The organism is Aeromicrobium marinum DSM 15272 (assembly GCF_000160775.2).
Taxonomy (GTDB): domain Bacteria; phylum Actinomycetota; class Actinomycetes; order Propionibacteriales; family Nocardioidaceae; genus Aeromicrobium; species Aeromicrobium marinum.
The window spans coordinates 1,028,582-1,044,633 of the sequence record NZ_CM001024.1 but is presented as its reverse complement, the minus strand read 5'-3'; the positions used below and the strand labels follow the sequence as shown (position 1 = coordinate 1,044,633).

Genomic DNA, 16,052 nt, shown 5'->3' with positions numbered 1-16,052 from the left:
TCGACGACCGTGACCGGCCCGTCATGCGATCGAAGCGGTCCCGCAACACGGCGGACCGACGATGGTCGCATGGCCTGGCGTGTGCGGACGACCCTGCAGGACCGGCCCGGCATGCTGGCCGGCGTCGCGGCCGCCTGCGGCGACGCCGGGCTCAACATCGTGGCCATGCAGGTCTTCGGCGGTGGCGCCGACGTCACCGACGAGTTCGTGGTCGAGGCGCCGCCCGGGTGGGACGACCTGGCCGTCGCCGGGGTGTTCGCCGCGGCCGGCGGCACGGGGGTGGCCGTCACCCGGGTGGAGGTCGACGGCGTGGTCGACGCACCCACCCGGTACCTGCGGGGGGTCCACGAGATCCTCGAGGAGGGCCGCGACGTCGAGGAGGTGCTCCGGGAGCTGCTCGAGACCGAGCCGCCGGACGTGCTCGACTACGCGGGTCATGACGTCCTGGACCTGACCCGGCGCAACGGCAGCGTCCTGCGGATCAGTCGCGCGGTCGCGTTCACCCCGGCCGAGAGGGCGCGCGCGCAGGCCCTGCTCTCGTTGGTCAGCGACGCCGGTGTCGACCTGCCCCTGATCGCGCCGAGTCCGTTCCATCCCCTCCCCCTGGTGCGGGAGGCGACGCTCGCCGACATCGACAACGTCGCGGCCCTGCACGGGCGGTGCAGCGCGGCCACCCTGTACGCGCGCTACCAGGCACCGCTGCGGATGCCGATGACGACCCGCATGGCACGGCGGCTCGTCATCCCGGACACCGGGACCGCGTGGATCGCGCAGACGGGGCTCGACGTCGTCGGGCACGCCGTCCTGGAGTGCGTCGACCAGGCCTGGACCTGCCAGATCCTGGTGGAGGACGCGTGGCAGGGCCGCGGCATCGACTCGATGCTGGTCAAGCAGGCCGCGGCCGCGGTGCTGGCGGGCGGCGGCGACCAGGTGGTGCTGCTGTCGGCCGGCGCGAACGATGCCCTGCTGCGCGCCGTCGGGAGCGCCGGCTACGTCGCCCGCGTGGAGCGGCACGACGACCTGGTCCGCATCACGGTGCCCCTTCGTCGGTAGGCGAGGTGGCACGCACCCAGGCGGTGCCGCGGTCGGTGCGCACCAGGCGGTCACCTGCCGCGATGTGCTCCAGGTCGTCGGTCTCGACGACCAACGAACCGCGGGAGCCGAGGTCGAGCACCATCGCCGACGCGCCCTCGGCGATCGCCGAGCGGGCGGCGGCCTGCCCGTAGACCGGGACCGGTCGGGCGCCCGTGTTCCAGGCGGCCATGGTGGCCACGCTGCGGAAGGCGAGGAGGGCGGTGCGCCCGTCGGCACCCGTGAGGAGCACGGCGGCCATCTCGGCGTCCTTGTCGCCGTCGGTCGGCACGTCGCCGGCCAGGGCCACGATCGGCACGAACACCCGGGCGGCGCCGAGGCGTCCCAACGTCTCGACGGGGTCGTCGACCACGGAGGCGAGGTCGGGGTCGACCCGTCCGTCGTCGCCGGGGAAGGCCGGTTCGGCCAGGGAACGGTCGTGACTCACGCGGCGAGCTCACGCAGACGCCGCACCGCCGCCGACGCCTGCGGACCGTCGGTGCGCTGGATCGCGAACAGCATCACGCGGGCGTCGTCGATGGTCAGCAGCGTGGGCCAGGGGTCGCCCTCCTTCATGGAGATGCCGGCCACGGCGGCCCAGTGGAAGTCGTGGCTGCGGTAGCCGTTGACGATGCGGATGCCGGCCTCGTCGGCGACGACCCGGGATCGTCCGACCCCGTGCAGCACGACGAGCACGCCGCCGAGGGTGAACGCCAGGGTGACCAGCTCGGCCGTCGTGAACTCGATCGTCTCCGGCAGCGACACACCGATGACCACCGTCATGACCAGCAGGACGGCGGCGACGCCGTACGCGACGTACCGGGCCCCGCCCGGCCGCACGGTGAGCAGGGCCGCCATCAGATGCGGCACGCCAGGATGTCGGTCACGATGATGCCGCGGGCACCGATCGCGTACAGCTCGTCCATGACCTGCTGGGCGGCGTCGCGCGGCACCATCGAGCGGACCGCGAACCAGCCCTCGCGGTGCAGGGGCGACACCGTGGGCGACTCGATGCCCGGTGTCAGCTCGACCGCCCGGTCGACCTGGGCGCCGTCGATGTCGTAGTCCATCATCACGTAGGTGCGGGCGACGATGACGCTGTCGAGACGACGCCGGAAGACGTCGAGACCCGGGGTGGACGCAGCGCCCCGCCGGGTGACCACGACGGCCTCGGACTGCAGGATCGGCTCGCCGAACACCGCCAGTCCGGCCTGCCGCAGGGTGGTGCCGGTCTCGACCACGTCGGCGATGGCGTCGGCGACTCCAAGACGGATCGAGGTCTCGACCGCTCCGTCGAGTCGCACCACGTCGGCCTCGACACCCCGGGCCGCGAGGTGGGCCCCGACGATGCCCGGGTACGACGTCGCGATGCGGCGCCCGGCGAGCTGCTCGACCGCGGCCGGGCCACCTTCCGGTGCGGCGAACCGGAACGTCGACGCGGCGAAGCCGAGGGTCATGACCTCGTCGGCCTCGGCGCCGGAGTCGAGCAGGAGGTCCCGACCGGTCACCCCGACGTCGAGCGTGCCCTGGCCGACGTAGATGGCGATGTCGCGGGGCCGCAGGTAGAAGAACTCGACGTCGTTGGCCGCGTCGACGACCACCAGGTCCTTGGTGTTGCGACGCTGGCGGTATCCGGCCTCCGCCAGCATGAGGGCGGCGGCCTCGGACAGCGCGCCCTTGTTGGGAACAGCGACCTTCAGCATGTCTGGGACCTCACGGGGCGAGCGGCGGACGGGACGGTGCGGGGCGGCCGGGGACCCGGCTCACAGGTGGGCGTAGACGTCGTCGAGCGACAGGCCGGCGGCGATCATCATGACCTGGGCGTGGTACAGCAGCTGGCTGAGCTCCTCGGCGGCGCGCTCGGCCCCCTCGTGCTCGGCGGCCATCCAGGACTCGGCGGCCTCCTCGACCAGCTTCTTGCCGATCGTGTGTACGCCGGCGTCGAGCTCGGCGACGGTGCGGGAACCGGCCGGGCGGTTCACGGCCTTGTCGCTGAGCTCGCTGAACAGCTGCTCGAAGGTCTTCATCGCGGGCCAGTCTAGTCGGCGAGCGTCCGCAGGACCGACCAGGTCGCCAGTGCAGCCTCGGTGGCCTCGCGTCCCTTGTCCTCGGGGCTGCCGGGCAGTCCCGCGCGGTCCAGCGCCTGCTGTTCGGTGTCGCACGTCAGGAGCCCGAACCCGACGGGGACGCCGGTGTCGAGCGCGACCCGCGCCAGCCCATCGGTGGCCGCCGCGCACACGTACTCGAAGTGCGGCGTCCCCCCGCGGATGATGACGCCCAGGGCCACGACCGCGTCGAAGCCGGCGCGGGCGTGCGCCAGGCTCAGCAGCGGCAGCTCGAACGAGCCGGCCGCGCGCACCAGGGTCACGTCCGTGACGCCGGCGTCGGCCAGCGCGCGCTGCGCACCGCCGACGAGGCCGTCCATGACCACCGTGTGCCAGCTGGAGGCGATCACGGCGACCCGCGCACCAGCGGCATCGACCTGCAGGCTCGGCGCCCCGGCCCCGCTCATGCCAGCACCGGCCCGACAGATCCGACGTTCACTCGCTGGCGCTCGCTCATGCCGTCTCCTCCGGGACGAGGGCGGGCAGGTCGTGGCCCATCCGCTCGGCCTTGGTCTGCAGGTACCGCAGGTTGTGCTCCGTGGGAGCGATCTGCAGAGGCAGCCGCTCGGTGACCGACACCCCGTAGGCCTCCAGCGCGGCGGTCTTGCCGGGGTTGTTGGTCAGCAGCCGCACCGACGTGATCCCGAGGTCCCGCAGGATCTGGGCCCCCGCGGCGTAGTCGCGCTCGTCCTCGCCGAACCCCAGGTCCAGGTTGGCGTCGACGGTGTCACGTCCGGAGTCCTGCAACGCGTACGCCTGCAGCTTGTGCAGCAGCCCGATGCCACGGCCCTCGTGCCCCCGCAGGTAGATCACCACCCCCGACCCCTCCGCGCTGATCTCGGCGAAGGAGGCCTGCAGCTGAGGGCCGCAGTCGCAGCGCTGCGAGCCGAACACGTCGCCGGTCAGGCACTCGCTGTGCACCCGGGTGAGGACGTCGGTCGTGCCGAGCTCCCCGTAGACCAGCGCGACATGCTCGGTCCGGTCGATGCGGTCGAGGTAGCCCAGCGCCGTCACCTCGCCGAACTCCGTCGGGAGCACCGTCGTGGCCAGTCGTTCGATCTGCGTCTCGTGGCGCCGCAGGTACGACTGCAGGTCCTCGATCGAGACCAGGGCCAGGCCGTGCTCGTCCGCGAACTCCCGCAGCTCCGGTGCCCGCTTGAGGGTGCCGTCGTCGTTCATGACCTCGCCGATGACGCCGGCCGGTGTCAGTCCCGCCAGCCGGGCGAAGTCGACCGCCGCCTCGGTGTGGCCGGGGCGCTCGAGCACTCCCCCGGGCTTGGCCCGCAACGGCACGATGTGGCCCGGCTGGGTGATCTCGAAGGGCTCCGTGGCCGAGTCGGCCAGCACCCGGCAGGTCCGGGCGCGGTCCGACGCCGAGATGCCGGTGGTGACGCCGTCGCGGGCGTCGATCGACACGGTGTACGCGGTGCGCAGCCGGTCGCGGTTGTGCGGCGTCATCAACGGGATCGCGAGCCGGTCGAGGATGTCGCCGGTGATCGGCGCACAGACCAGGCCGCTGGAGTACCGGACCAGGAAGGCCATCAGCTCCGGGGTGGCCTTGCTGGCCGCGAAGATGATGTCGCCCTCGTTCTCGCGGTCCTCGTCGTCGACGACCACGATGGCCTTGCCGTCGCCGATGTCGGCGATCGCCCGTTCGATGCTGTCCAGTCGCACGCTCATGCGTCGTCTCTCTTCCTGTGCTCGAGCAACCGCTCGACGTACTTCGCCAGCACGTCGACCTCGAGGTTGACGGGGCTGCCGGGGGTCAGGGTGCCGAGCGTCGTGTCGGCGATGGTCGTGGGGATGAGGGACACCGAGAACCAGCACCCGTGCTCGGGGTCGTCGTCGACGACCTCCACCACGGTCAGCGACACCCCTTCGACCGTGATCGAGCCCTTGCTCACCAGGTAGCGCGCCAGCGCGGCGGGCACCGTGAACCTCAGAACCTCCCAGTTCTCGCTGGCGGTGCGGTCGACCAGGCGGCCCGTGCCGTCGACGTGGCCCTGGACCAGGTGACCACCGAGCCGGTCCCCTGCCGCCATCGCCCGCTCGAGGTTCACCTCGGAGCCGACCGTCAACGCACCGAGGGAGGTCCGGTCGAGCGACTCGGCCATCACGTCGGCCGAGAAGGTCGAGGGCTCCGGGGCCTCGGGCCGTGAGGCGACGGTCAGGCAGCAGCCGTTGACCGCGATCGAGTCGCCGTGGGCGGCGTCCGCGGTGACGACCGGGCCGCGCACGGTCAGCCGGACGGAGTCGCCCAGCCGCTCGACGGCGGTCACGACGCCCTTCTCCTCCACGAGTCCGGTGAACATCAGGCGTAGGTCTCCCTCGGTGCGGGACCCGGCGTGCCGATGATCCGGATGTCCGGACCGATCCGGGTCAGGTCGGTGATGTCGATCGGTCGCAGGTCGGCCAGCGTGGTGGCCTCGCCCTCCAGCGCCGCTCGGCCCGAGCCCAGCATCGAGGGTGCGATGTACCCGATCACCCGGTCGATGAGGCCGGCGTTCCAGAAGGCTCCGGCGAGTCGTGGACCGCCCTCGAGCCAGACGTGTCGGATGTCGCGCTCGACCAGGGTCGACAGGACCGCGGCGGGATCCCTGCTCGGCACCTGCAGGGTCGGCGCGACCCGGTCGAACACGCGGTAGTAGCTCGGGATGGTCGTCTCGCCCACGACGACCCGGAGCGGCTGGCGCTCACGGGCGACGGGCAGGTCGTCGGTGCCGCGGACGGTGAGCCGGGGGTCGTCGGCCAGCACGGCACCCGTGCCCGCCACGATTGCGTCGCACTGGGCCCGGAAGACCTGGACGTCGCGGCGCGCCTCGGGGCCGGTGATCCACTGGCTGGAGCCGTCGGGCGCCGCGCTGAGTCCGTCCAGGGTGGCGGCGTACTTCCAGGTGACGAACGGCCGTCCCCGGGTGACGGCGAACCGCCACGCACGGTTGAGCGGCTCGACCTCGTCGCCCAGGATCCCGGTCTCGACCTCGAGGCCGGCCCTGCGCAACGCCTCGACCCCACCGGCGGCGACGGGATTCGGGTCGGTCTCGGCGACGACCACTCGCGCCACCCCGGCCCCGACCAGCGCCTCGACGCACGGACCGGTGTTGCCGTGGTGGGCGCAGGGCTCGAGCGTCACCACCGCGGTGGCCCCCCGTGCCCGTTCGCCGGCGGCGGTCAGCGCCTCCACCTCGGCGTGCGCCCCGCCGGGAACGGTCGTACCGGCCGAGATCTCCTCACCGTGGACGTCCAGCAGGACGCAGCCGACGGTGGGGTTGGGCAGGCAGCTCCCACGGTCGCGGGCCAGGTCGAGGGCGCGCCGCATGGCGCGGATCTCGTGCTCGCTGGCCATGCTGTCCTCCGGTGGTCGTGAACTCACGTCACCGGGGTTCGGCGTGCGGGGCGCGGGCGCGCTGCACGTCGGCGTGCGCCTCTCATCCGGACTTTCACCGTCGGTACCGGAGTTCCACCGGTTCAACCTCACCCCCGGAGGGGTTCGGGTCGCGGACTGTCACCGCCGGTTCGGAATTGCACCGACCCCGGAGCACGCGAGCGTTGGCTCGTGGCACCAGTCTACCCACGCCCGCCGCCCCCTGCGGCGGTAGGTGGGCAACCGATCACCCCGTCGAGCGGTAGGTGGGCAACCGAATCCGGACGTCGTCCGGTTGCCCACCTACCGCCGTCGGGTCGGTGAGGTTGCCGACCTACCGCCGGCAGAGCGGGGTCAGTGCCGGCAGGCGGCCACGGCCCGCTCGCGCAGGGCCTGCACCATCTGCTCGGGGTCATCGGCGCCGAAGACGGCGGATCCGGCCACGAAGGTGTCGGCGCCGGCGTCCGCGCAGCGCTCGATCGTCCCCAGCGAGACCCCGCCGTCGACCTGGAGCCAGACGTCACCCCCGACACGGTCGAGCAGCTCGCGGGCCCGCCGGATCTTCGGCAGGCACAGGTCGAGGAACGACTGCCCGCCGAAGCCCGGCTCGACCGTCATGATCAGCACCATGTCCAGCTCGGGCAGCAGGTCGGCGTACGGCTCGATCGGGGTGGCGGGCTTGAGCGCCATCGACGCCCTCGCGCCCTTCGCGCGGATCTCGCGGGCCAGCCGCACCGGGGCGGCCGCGGCCTCGACGTGGAAGGTGACGCTGCGCGCACCGGCCTCGACGAACCCGGGGGCCCAGCGGTCGGGGTCGGCGATCATGAGGTGCGCGTCGATCGGCTGCGCCACGACCTTGGCCAGCGACTCGATCACGGGCGCACCCAGGGTCAGGTTCGGCACGAAGTGGTTGTCCATGACGTCCAGGTGCAGCCAGTCGGCACCGGGGATGCGGGCACACTCGTCGGCGAGATGCGCGAAGTCGGCGTTGAGGACGCTGGGGGTGATGCGGACGGCCATGGCGACGACCCTAGTGGGCAGCCGTGGTGGCGTGCACGGGCAACGAGTCGCGTGACCGGGTCATGCCGACCTCCGCACGAGCGCGCAGAACATGGCGTCCGTGCCGTCGATGTGCGGCCACCACTGGTGGGTGGACAGGACGGACACGTCGTCGCGGCCGCCGGTGACGGCCGTGACGACGTCGGTGGTCTCACGGACGTGCGGCGAACACGTGGCGTAGACGACGACCCCGCCGGGGCGCACCAGCTCGAGCGCGCGCGTCAGCAGCTCCTCCTGAAGCGGCACGAGCAGGTCGAGGTCGGCCTCGGTGCGGCGCCACCGCGACTCGGGCCGACGACGCAAGGCGCCCAGCCCGGTGCACGGGGCATCGACGAGCACCCGGTCGAACGACCCCGCCTCCCACGGCCCGGCCCGTCCGTCGTGCACCGTGACCTCCACGTTGTCGAGCCGGCGCACCCCCAGCCGGACCAACTCGGCACGGTGCTCCTGCACCTCGTTGGCCACCAGCACGGCGCCGCGCTCCCGGGCGAGCGCCCCCAGGAGGGCCGCCTTGCCACCGGGGCCGGCGCACACGTCCAGCCAGCGACCGTCCGCACCCTCCAGCGGCGCGTCGGCCAGCGCGAGGGCGACCAGCTGCGACCCCTCGTCCTGCACCCCGGCCCGTCCGTCCCGGACCTCGGGGATCGATCCCGGGTCCCCACCCTCGTCGAGGATGCGTGCGTGCGGCGAGAGCAGACCGGGAGTGCCCGGCAACGACTCCGGCTCGCACAGGCCCGGACGCGCGACGAGTGTGACCCGGGGCGGGACGTTGTCCGCGGTCAGCAGCTTGGTGATCTGCGCGGCGTGGCCCCCGAGGGCGGTGCGCAGCGCGCGCACGATCCACACCGGGTGGGAGGTGCGCACCGCCAGCGCCTCGTCGGGTCCGAGACCCTCGGTGACCTGCTCCACCCAGGCATCGAGGTCCTGCGCACCGATGCGGCGCAGCAGCGCGTTCACGAATCCCACCGGCTTGTGGCCGATCTCGCGCCGGACGACGTCGACCGTCGTCGAGACGGCTGCGTGGGCCGGCACCCGCATCGAGAGCAGCTGGTGCGCCCCGAGGCGCAGCGCGTCGAGGACCGGCGGGTCGATCGAGGCGAGGTCACGCCCCGACACCTGCCGAATGATCGCGTCGTAGGTCCCCTGCCGCCGCACGGTGCCGTGGACGAGCTCGGTGGCGAAGGCCGCGTCCCGTCCCTCGAGGTGGTGTTCGTCGAGCATCGCGGGGAGGACGAGGTTCACGTAGGCGTCCCGCTCGTCCACCGCTCGCAGCGCGTGGAAGGCGATCGCGCGCACCGGATCGGTCATGCGAACGCCGCGTCCGGACCGAAGGTCAGGCCGCGGGCCCAGTCGGCGGCCGGCATGAGTCGCTTGCCGACCGCCTGCACGTCGCCCAGCACGAGGTCGGTCGTGGTGGTGCCGACGCGCACCTCGTGCTTGGAGACCCCGATCCGTCCCGGAGGGAGCGTCCGGTCGTCGCTCACCACGGCCGGACCGATCTTCACGCGGTCCTCGCCGAGCACGGTCCACGCGCCGGGGCTGGGGGTGCAGCCACGGATCTGCCGGTCGACGGCGAAAGCGGACCTGGCCCAGTCGACCCTGGCGTCCTCGGTCGAGAGCTTGGGGGCGTAGGAGACGTGGTCGTCCGCCTGCGGGTGGGCGGCGATGTCGCCCGCCTCGATGTGGTCCATGGCGTCCACCAGCAGGCGGGATCCCTCGTGGGCGAGTCGGTCGAGGAGCGTGCCCGCCGTGTCGTCGGGGCGGATCCGCTCGGTGATGACACCGAGCACGGGCCCGGCGTCCAGCGCCTCCACGATGCTGAAGACCGAGGCCCCGGTGACCTCGTCCCCCGCCATGATCGACCGCTGCACCGGCGCCGCCCCGCGCCAGGCCGGCAGCACCGAGAAGTGCAGGTTGACCCACCCCCACGTCGGGACGTCGAGCGCCGCCCGGCGCAGCATCGCGCCGTACGCCACGACCGGGCAGCAGTCCGGAGCCAGCTCCACCAGCCGGGCGTGGAAGTCGGGCTCCGCCGGGGTGAGGGGCTTCAGCACCTCGATGCCGTGCGCCTCGGCGGCCACGGCCACCGGCGACGGCGCAACGGTCCTCCCCCGTCCCGACCGGGCATCCGGACGGGTGACGACCGCCACCACCTCGTGCCGGCTGGCGACGAGGGCCTCGAGGGCGGGGACGGCGGTGTCGGGTGTTCCGGCGAAGACGAGTCTCACATCGGCCGAGTCTAGGTGCTGGGCCCGCGTGGTCAGATCTGCTGCGGGTCGATGCGCACCCGGGGCCCGGCGAGCTTGGCCGCCGACCGCTCCGCCTGCACCGCCTGCAGCGCCTGGGACAGCTCCGCGCCACGACGTCGGGGGGCCCGCAGCACCAACCGGTGCAGGTCGTCGTCGAGCGGCACGGGTCCGAGCACCTCGGTGTGTTCGGGCCACGACGCCGCGACGAGGTCGGCCAGGACCTCCTGCGGCGCGTCGACCGTCGCCAGCCGGCCGGCCGGTGGGAGGTGGGTGGCCGCGCGGTCCTGCAGCTCCCGCTCGGCCAGCCCGCGCGGGTCGGTGCGGACCAGCGCCTGCAGCACGGTCGAGTCGCCCACCGCGAGGCACCGACCGTCCGGCCGGGCGAGGGCCAGGGCGTTGAACCATCGTCGGTGCGACTCCTCGACGACCCGGACGTCGTCGCGGGCCAGCATCAGCCAGGTGTCGAGCAGCACGACCACCGCGTATCCGTCGGTCACCGGCGGTTCGGCCCCCGGGGTGGCCAGCACCAGGGCGGTCGGGTCCTCGACGGTGGTCAGCACGCTCGCTCCGCCCGAGGTCACGACGGTGCGCTGAGGGAAGGTGCGCGCAAACTCCTCGGCGGTCCGCAGGTGTCCCACCACCCCCGACCGCCACGTGGTGCCTCCGCACGTGCGGCACCGCCACGGATCGCTGCGTGAGCACCACCGGCACACGGGGTCGGCACTGGACGAGGTCTGGTGCACCGGACCCTCGCAGGTCCGGCACCGCGCGGGCCGCCGGCAGTCCTGGCACGACAGCGCCGCACGGTAGCCGCGGCGCGGCACCTGCACGAGCACCGGACCGTCGGCCGCCCTGATCGCGCGGACGACCCGCTCGGGCAGCCGCACCGGCCCCGCGCCACGCTCGTCGGCATCGACGACGTCGACGCGAGCCCAGGCGCGCCGACGGTCCGCCAGGTCAGCGGTCCGGTCCTCGGCCCACCCGGAGGTGACCAGTGACTGGGCCTCGACGCTGCGACCGTGGGCGACCAGGAGCACCGACGCGTCCTGCTGGACCGCCCGGAGCAGCAGGACCTCGCGGGCGTGGGGGTAGGGGGCGCGGGGTTCGGCGAACAGGTCGTCGCCGTCGTCCCACATGACGACCAGCCCGACGTCGTCGACGGGGGCGTAGGCGGCGGCACGGGTCCCCAGCACGATGCGGACGTCACCACGCGACAGCGCCAGGAACGACCGGTGGCGGCGCTCGGCCGACTGACCGGCCGTGAGCTCGACGTACGCACCGGGACCCAGCACCTCGGCGAAGGCCACCGACCACCGGTCGACGTCGGCCTGGTCGGGGACGCAGACGACCACGCCTCGACCGGCGGCCACCTCGGCGGCCGCGGCCCGGGCCACCCGACGCGGGACGTCGTCGCCGGGCAGGGCGGCCCAGACCGACCGTCCCCGCACCCGGTCCGCCGGGTCGGCGGCGGGAACCGAGGGGGTGGGACGCGCTGCCGACTCGGCCCGCGCGTGGCGCGGCGGGACGGCCAGACGCAGCACGTCGGCCAAGGTTCCGGCGTACCGGTCGGCCACGGCCCGCGCCAGGTGGAGCACGTCCGGGCGCAGCACCGGTTCCGGCGAGACCACGGTGTCGATGTCGGCCAACCGTTCGACCTCGGAGATCTCGACCCGCTCGACGACGAACCCGGCCACGCGCCGCCCGGCGAAACGGACCTTCACGCGGCACCCCGGGACGACCTGCTCGTCGAGGTCGGCCGGCACGCGGTAGTCGAACGGCCGGTCGAGGTGGGCCAGCGGGACGTCGACGACCACCCGCGCCACCGGGAGTCGCGAGGCCGCCGCCCGGGGCCGCGGTCCGGCGCGTGACGCCGGGGCCCGACCTGCCGCCGGGACGTCGATCAACGCCAGCTGATCGGCGTCGGCGGTCGTCACAGGGTGAGTTCTACCAGCCGCCACCGACGACGACCGCGGCCCCCGCCGTGAGGCAGGGGCCGCGGTCGTGGATCCGGTGGACCGGGTGGATCAGAGGCCGGCGGCCGCGCGGAGTGCGTCGGCGCGGTCGGTCTCCTCCCACGGCAGGCCCGGACGACCGAAGTGTCCGTAGGCCGCCGTCTGGGCGTAGATCGGACGCAGCAGGTCGAGGTCCCGCACGATCGCGCCGGGACGCAGGTCGAAGACCTCGAGAACCGCGTCGCGGATCGTGTCGACCGGGACCTTCTCGGTGCCGTAGGTGTCGACGTAGAAGCCGACGGGGCGGGCCACACCGATGGCGTAGGCGACCTGCACCTCGACCTTGGTGGCCAGGCCGGCCGCGACGATGTTCTTGGCGACCCACCGCATGGCGTAGGCGGCCGAGCGGTCGACCTTGCTCGGGTCCTTGCCGGAGAACGCGCCACCGCCGTGCCGGGCGTAGCCGCCGTAGGTGTCGACGATGATCTTGCGGCCGGTGAGCCCGGCGTCGCCCATCGGTCCGCCGATCACGAACTTGCCGGTCGGGTTGATGTGCAGGCGGTAGTCCGAGGAGTCGATGTCGTACTGCGACAGCACCGCGTCGATGACGTGCTTCTTGATGTCGTCGGGCAGCTGGTGCTCGAGGTCGACGCCCTCGTCGTGCTGGGTGGACAGCACGACGGCCTCCACCCGGACGGGCTTGTCGTCGTCGTCGTACTCGATGGTGACCTGGGTCTTGCCGTCGGGACGCAGGTAGGGCAGCGTGCCGTCCTTGCGGACCTCGGTCAGCCGCTCCGCCAGGCGGTGCGCGATCGTGATCGGCAGGGGCATCAGCTCAGGGGTCTCGTCGACCGCGAAGCCGAACATGAGGCCCTGGTCGCCGGCACCCTGCAGGTCGAGCGCGTCGGTGGCTCCGCCGACCCGCGTCTCCTCCGCCTGGTCGACGCCCTGGGCGATGTCGGGCGACTGCGCGTCGAGGGTGACCTGCACGGCGCAGGACTCACCGTCGAAGCCCTTGACCGAGGAGTCGTAGCCGATCTCCAGCACGCGGTCGCGGGCGATTCGGGCGATGTCGACGTACGCCTTGGTCGTGACCTCGCCGCCGACCAGCACCATGCCGGTGGTCACGAAGGTCTCGGCGGCGACCCGGCTGCGCGGGTCGTCGGCCAGCAGGGCGTCGAGGATGCTGTCGCTGATCTGGTCGGCAATCTTGTCCGGGTGTCCTTCGGTGACGGACTCGGACGTGAAGAGGCGGCTCACACAATCTCCTGTGGTGGTCGAGGGAACATCGGCAGTCTAGTCATGGTGACCGGGATGTGGACGGTCATCCCATCCGGCGGACGACGTGGTCCCAGATCACGTGCGCGAGCTCGGACTTGGGGCCGGGCGCGACCGGATGGGTGTCGCCGGCGTCGGTGAGGATGACGGCCTCGGTGTCGTCGCGCCCGAACACCTTGCCGGCGCTGACGTCGTTGACGACGAGCAGGTCGCAGCCCTTGCGGGCCAGCTTGCGCAGGCCGTGCTCGACGACGGTGCCCTGGTCGTCTCCGGTCTCGGCGGCGAAGCCCACGACCACCGGGGTCCGCCCGGTCCGGGACCGCACCAGCTCGGCCAGGATGTCCGCGTTCTCGGTGAGCTCGATCGTCGGCGTGGCACCGTCGTCGCGCTTCTTGATCTTCGAGGCCGCGTAGGACGTGGGGCGGAAGTCCGCCGGAGCCGCAGCCATGACCACCGCGTCCGAGCCCTCGACCCGTTCCAGCACGGCGAGGCGCAGGTCCTCGGTGGTCACCACCGGGACGACCTCGACCCCGGCCGGGTCGGGCAGGCCCACGTTGGCCGCCACCAGCGTCACGCGGGCGCCCCGGGCCGCCGCAGCCTCGGCGAGCGCGTACCCCTGCAACCCGGACGAGCGGTTGCCCAGGAACCGCACCGGGTCGAGGTACTCGCGGGTGCCTCCCGCGGAGATCAGCACCCGGCGACCGGTGAGGTCGGCTGGCCGACCCGCCAGCGCGGCGAGGCAGGCGGCGTAGATCTGGGCGGGCTCCGGCAGTCGCCCCGGTCCCGTGTCGCTGCCGGTCAGGCGGCCGACGGCCGGGTCGAGCACCGTGGCACCCCGCGACCGGAGGGTGGCGACGTTGGCCACCGTGGCCGCGTGGGTCCACATCTCGGTGTGCATCGCCGGCGCGAACACCACCGGGCAGCGGGCCGTCAGGAGGGTGTTGGTGAGCAGGTCGCCGGCCAGTCCGTGGGCCGCCCTGGCCAGGGTGTTGGCGGTCGCGGGTGCCACGACGACGAGGTCGGCCTGCTGACCGATCCGCACGTGGGGCACGTCGGAGACGTTCTCGAACACCCCGGTCTGCACCGGCCGCCCCGACAGCGCCTCCCAGGTGGCCCGGCCGACGAACTCCAGCGCGGACTCCGTCGGCACCACCTGGACGCCGTGTCCGGACTCGGTGAACAGGCGCACCAGCAGCGCCGCCTTGTAGGCGGCGACTCCCCCGGAGACACCGAGGACGATCTCACTCATGCTGGTCGACCTGAGTCCGGTTCCGGCCTCAGGACTCGTCGGGCTCGATGTCCTCGACGGTCAGCAGGTCGGCGTTGATCTCGCGCATCGCGATCGACAGCGGCTTCTCCTGGACCTGGGTCTCCAGCAGCGGGCCGACGTACTCCAGCAGGCCCTCGCCCAGCTGCGAGTAGTAGGCGTTGATCTGCCGCGCACGCTTGGCGCTGTACAGCACCAGCTTGTACTTGGAGTCGGCCTTCTCGAGCAGGTCGTCGATCGGCGGATTGGTGATACCGGCGGCGACCGAGCGCGTGGTGGACACAGAACCTCACAGGAGAACTAGGAGATGGAGCAGGGAAGCGGCCCCTCAGGGGCCGGAACGGAACAACTCTACCAAGGATCGGCACGCAGCCTCGACATCGGTGTTGACGATCGTCACGTCGAACTCGTCCTCGGCGGCCAGCTCCTCGCGCGCCGTGGCCAATCGCCTCGACCGTTGTTCGGCGTCCTCGGTGCCCCGGCCGAGCAGTCGTCGCTCCAGCTCCTCGAACGACGGTGGCGCCAGGAAGACCAGCAGGGCGTCGACCATCGACTCGCGGACCTGCCGGGCTCCCTGCAGGTCGATCTCCAGGAGGGCCGGGCGGCCGGCGGCCAACTGCTTCTCGACCGGCGCCCGAGGGGTGCCGTAGCGGGCGGCGCCGTGCACGACCGCCCACTCCAGGAGTCCGTCGTGCGCGAGGAGGTGGTCGAACTCCGCGTCGGAGACGAAGTGGTAGTGCACCCCGTCGACCTCCCCCGGCCGCGGCGGACGCGTGGTGACCGACACCGAGATCCAGATGTCGGGGTGGTCGCGGCGCACGCAGTCCGCGACGGTGCCCTTGCCGACGGCGGTGGGACCGGCCAGCACGACGAGCCTGGACCGCTGCAACGGGGCTCGGTCAGTCACGGTGGCCGAACTCGCGGAGCAGGGCCTGGATCTGGTTCGCCCCCAGCCCCCGCAGCCGGCGACTGTCGGCGATGCCGATGCGGTCCATGATCTCGCGGGCCCGGACCTTGCCGACGCCGGGCATCGACTGCAGCAGGTCGATGACGCGCAGCTTCGCGACGATCTCGTTGGCCCGGGACTCGGCGATGACGTCGGCCAGCGAGGCACCGGAGTGCTTGAGCCTGTTCTTGATCTCGGCCCGCAGCTGTCGTGCGGCGGCCGCCTTCTCCAGCGCAGCCCGACGCTGTTCCGGCGTCAGTTGAGGAAGTGCCACGAGAGGGACCTTTCTGTCGGTTCCGGCGACGCCGCGCCGGTCGGGTGGTTCATGAGAGGGTCACGCCGCACTCGTCGACGACGCTCGCGACGATCGCCTCGCGCTGGTCCGCCGTGTCGTTGAACGCCTGGTACGCCGCGTCGAGGTCCGCCAGCTGCTCGCTCGTCAACGGAGCGACCGCGGCCTGGTCGGTCATCTGCTCCAGCGGGACGCCGACCGCCGACTGCGCGTCGAGCACGGCCCGGGTGACGCTCTCCAGATCGGCGTAGTCGTCGGCGACGTCGTCGGGTGCGACCGCACCGATCGTCCGCAGGGTGTCGGCGTAGGTCGTGTACGCCTCCGTGGTGCGCTCGGCGCCGAACCCCGACAACGTGTCGAGGTCGGCCTCGACCGCTGCACAGTAGTCACCCGCGCCGCAGCCGGACACCAGGGCCAGACCGGTCGCCGCCGCGCCGACGGCGACAAGAGCACGACGCATGGTGACGGC

The 16,052-nt window shown here is 72.8% G+C and carries 19 protein-coding genes and 1 riboswitch; of the genes, 1 reads left to right on the top strand and 18 read right to left on the bottom strand.

Features of this window, described 5'->3' with window-relative positions; genetic code table 11:
* The first annotated feature begins 69 nt into the window (after positions 1–69).
* Positions 70–1,053, top strand: coding sequence for an ACT domain-containing protein (locus tag HMPREF0063_RS05455; RefSeq protein WP_040320121.1), 984 nt, complete (start codon positions 70–72; stop codon positions 1,051–1,053).
* On the opposite strand, the gene HMPREF0063_RS05450 is transcribed toward HMPREF0063_RS05455, so the two are convergent.
* From HMPREF0063_RS05450 to HMPREF0063_RS05365, 18 genes are all read right to left on the bottom strand, one after another.
* Entirely contained in the window at positions 1,031–1,519 is a 489-nt protein-coding gene (locus HMPREF0063_RS05450) for an SseB family protein (protein ID WP_007077651.1), read from the bottom strand. The two genes, HMPREF0063_RS05455 and HMPREF0063_RS05450, sit on opposite strands and share 23 nt — an antisense overlap.
* A complete protein-coding gene (locus HMPREF0063_RS05445) occupies positions 1,516–1,941 on the bottom strand; it encodes a PH domain-containing protein (protein WP_050760909.1) in 426 nt (141 codons plus the stop codon). The genes HMPREF0063_RS05450 and HMPREF0063_RS05445 overlap by 4 nt, the downstream gene beginning before the upstream one ends.
* Positions 1,929–2,774: an ATP phosphoribosyltransferase gene (gene hisG, locus HMPREF0063_RS05440; protein WP_007077649.1), complete on the bottom strand. Its 846-nt coding sequence runs from the start codon at positions 2,772–2,774 to the stop codon at positions 1,929–1,931. The genes HMPREF0063_RS05445 and hisG overlap by 13 nt, the downstream gene beginning before the upstream one ends.
* A 60-nt stretch (positions 2,775–2,834) precedes the next feature.
* Positions 2,835–3,098: a phosphoribosyl-ATP diphosphatase gene (locus HMPREF0063_RS05435; RefSeq protein WP_007077648.1), complete on the bottom strand. Its 264-nt coding sequence runs from the start codon at positions 3,096–3,098 to the stop codon at positions 2,835–2,837.
* Between the two features lie 11 nt (positions 3,099–3,109).
* Complete coding sequence (gene ribH, locus HMPREF0063_RS05430) at positions 3,110–3,583, bottom strand: 6,7-dimethyl-8-ribityllumazine synthase (RefSeq protein WP_007077647.1); 474 nt, start codon at positions 3,581–3,583, stop codon at positions 3,110–3,112.
* 46 nt (positions 3,584–3,629) lie between these two features.
* Positions 3,630–4,856, bottom strand: a complete 1,227-nt coding sequence (locus tag HMPREF0063_RS05425; RefSeq protein WP_007077646.1) for a bifunctional 3,4-dihydroxy-2-butanone-4-phosphate synthase/GTP cyclohydrolase II — start codon at positions 4,854–4,856, stop codon at positions 3,630–3,632.
* On the bottom strand, positions 4,853–5,488 hold the full coding sequence (locus HMPREF0063_RS05420) for a riboflavin synthase (protein WP_007077645.1): 636 nt from the start codon (positions 5,486–5,488) through the stop codon (positions 4,853–4,855). The genes HMPREF0063_RS05425 and HMPREF0063_RS05420 overlap by 4 nt, the downstream gene beginning before the upstream one ends.
* The gene (gene ribD / locus HMPREF0063_RS05415) at positions 5,488–6,522 is read right to left on the bottom strand and encodes a bifunctional diaminohydroxyphosphoribosylaminopyrimidine deaminase/5-amino-6-(5-phosphoribosylamino)uracil reductase RibD (RefSeq protein WP_007077644.1); all 1,035 of its coding nucleotides are present in this window, start codon (positions 6,520–6,522) and stop codon (positions 5,488–5,490) included. Before ribD ends, HMPREF0063_RS05420 begins: the two co-directional genes overlap by 1 nt.
* Positions 6,523–6,592: 70 nt before the next feature.
* Positions 6,593–6,721: riboswitch (FMN riboswitch) on the bottom strand.
* 173 nt (positions 6,722–6,894) lie between these two features.
* Positions 6,895–7,560, bottom strand: a complete 666-nt coding sequence (gene rpe / locus HMPREF0063_RS05410; RefSeq protein WP_007077643.1) for a ribulose-phosphate 3-epimerase — start codon at positions 7,558–7,560, stop codon at positions 6,895–6,897.
* Between the two features lie 60 nt (positions 7,561–7,620).
* Positions 7,621–8,907 (bottom strand): RsmB/NOP family class I SAM-dependent RNA methyltransferase, encoded by a 1,287-nt coding sequence (locus tag HMPREF0063_RS05405; RefSeq protein WP_007077642.1) that lies wholly within the window; start codon positions 8,905–8,907, stop codon positions 7,621–7,623.
* The gene (fmt, locus tag HMPREF0063_RS05400; protein ID WP_007077641.1) at positions 8,904–9,827 is read right to left on the bottom strand and encodes a methionyl-tRNA formyltransferase; all 924 of its coding nucleotides are present in this window, start codon (positions 9,825–9,827) and stop codon (positions 8,904–8,906) included. The genes HMPREF0063_RS05405 and fmt overlap by 4 nt, the downstream gene beginning before the upstream one ends.
* A 32-nt stretch (positions 9,828–9,859) precedes the next feature.
* Positions 9,860–11,782, bottom strand: coding sequence for a primosomal protein N' family DNA-binding protein (locus HMPREF0063_RS05395; RefSeq protein ID WP_007077640.1), 1,923 nt, complete (start codon positions 11,780–11,782; stop codon positions 9,860–9,862).
* Between the two features lie 90 nt (positions 11,783–11,872).
* Positions 11,873–13,060, bottom strand: a complete 1,188-nt coding sequence (gene metK / locus HMPREF0063_RS05390; protein ID WP_007077639.1) for a methionine adenosyltransferase — start codon at positions 13,058–13,060, stop codon at positions 11,873–11,875.
* Between the two features lie 64 nt (positions 13,061–13,124).
* Positions 13,125–14,327 carry a bifunctional phosphopantothenoylcysteine decarboxylase/phosphopantothenate--cysteine ligase CoaBC gene (gene coaBC / locus HMPREF0063_RS05385; RefSeq protein WP_007077638.1) on the bottom strand — a complete coding sequence of 401 codons (1,203 nt, stop codon included), beginning with the start codon at positions 14,325–14,327 and terminating at the stop codon, positions 13,125–13,127.
* A 28-nt stretch (positions 14,328–14,355) separates the two neighbouring features.
* Positions 14,356–14,628, bottom strand: coding sequence for a DNA-directed RNA polymerase subunit omega (rpoZ, locus tag HMPREF0063_RS05380; RefSeq protein ID WP_007077637.1), 273 nt, complete (start codon positions 14,626–14,628; stop codon positions 14,356–14,358).
* A gap of 45 nt (positions 14,629–14,673) precedes the next feature.
* Positions 14,674–15,252: a guanylate kinase gene (gmk, locus tag HMPREF0063_RS05375; protein ID WP_156794045.1), complete on the bottom strand. Its 579-nt coding sequence runs from the start codon at positions 15,250–15,252 to the stop codon at positions 14,674–14,676.
* On the bottom strand, positions 15,245–15,565 hold the full coding sequence (mihF, locus tag HMPREF0063_RS05370; RefSeq protein ID WP_007077635.1) for an integration host factor, actinobacterial type: 321 nt from the start codon (positions 15,563–15,565) through the stop codon (positions 15,245–15,247). Before mihF ends, gmk begins: the two co-directional genes overlap by 8 nt.
* 49 nt (positions 15,566–15,614) lie before the next feature.
* Positions 15,615–16,043 carry a hypothetical protein gene (locus HMPREF0063_RS05365; protein ID WP_007077634.1) on the bottom strand — a complete coding sequence of 143 codons (429 nt, stop codon included), beginning with the start codon at positions 16,041–16,043 and terminating at the stop codon, positions 15,615–15,617.
* Between the last annotated feature and the right edge of the window lie 9 nt (positions 16,044–16,052).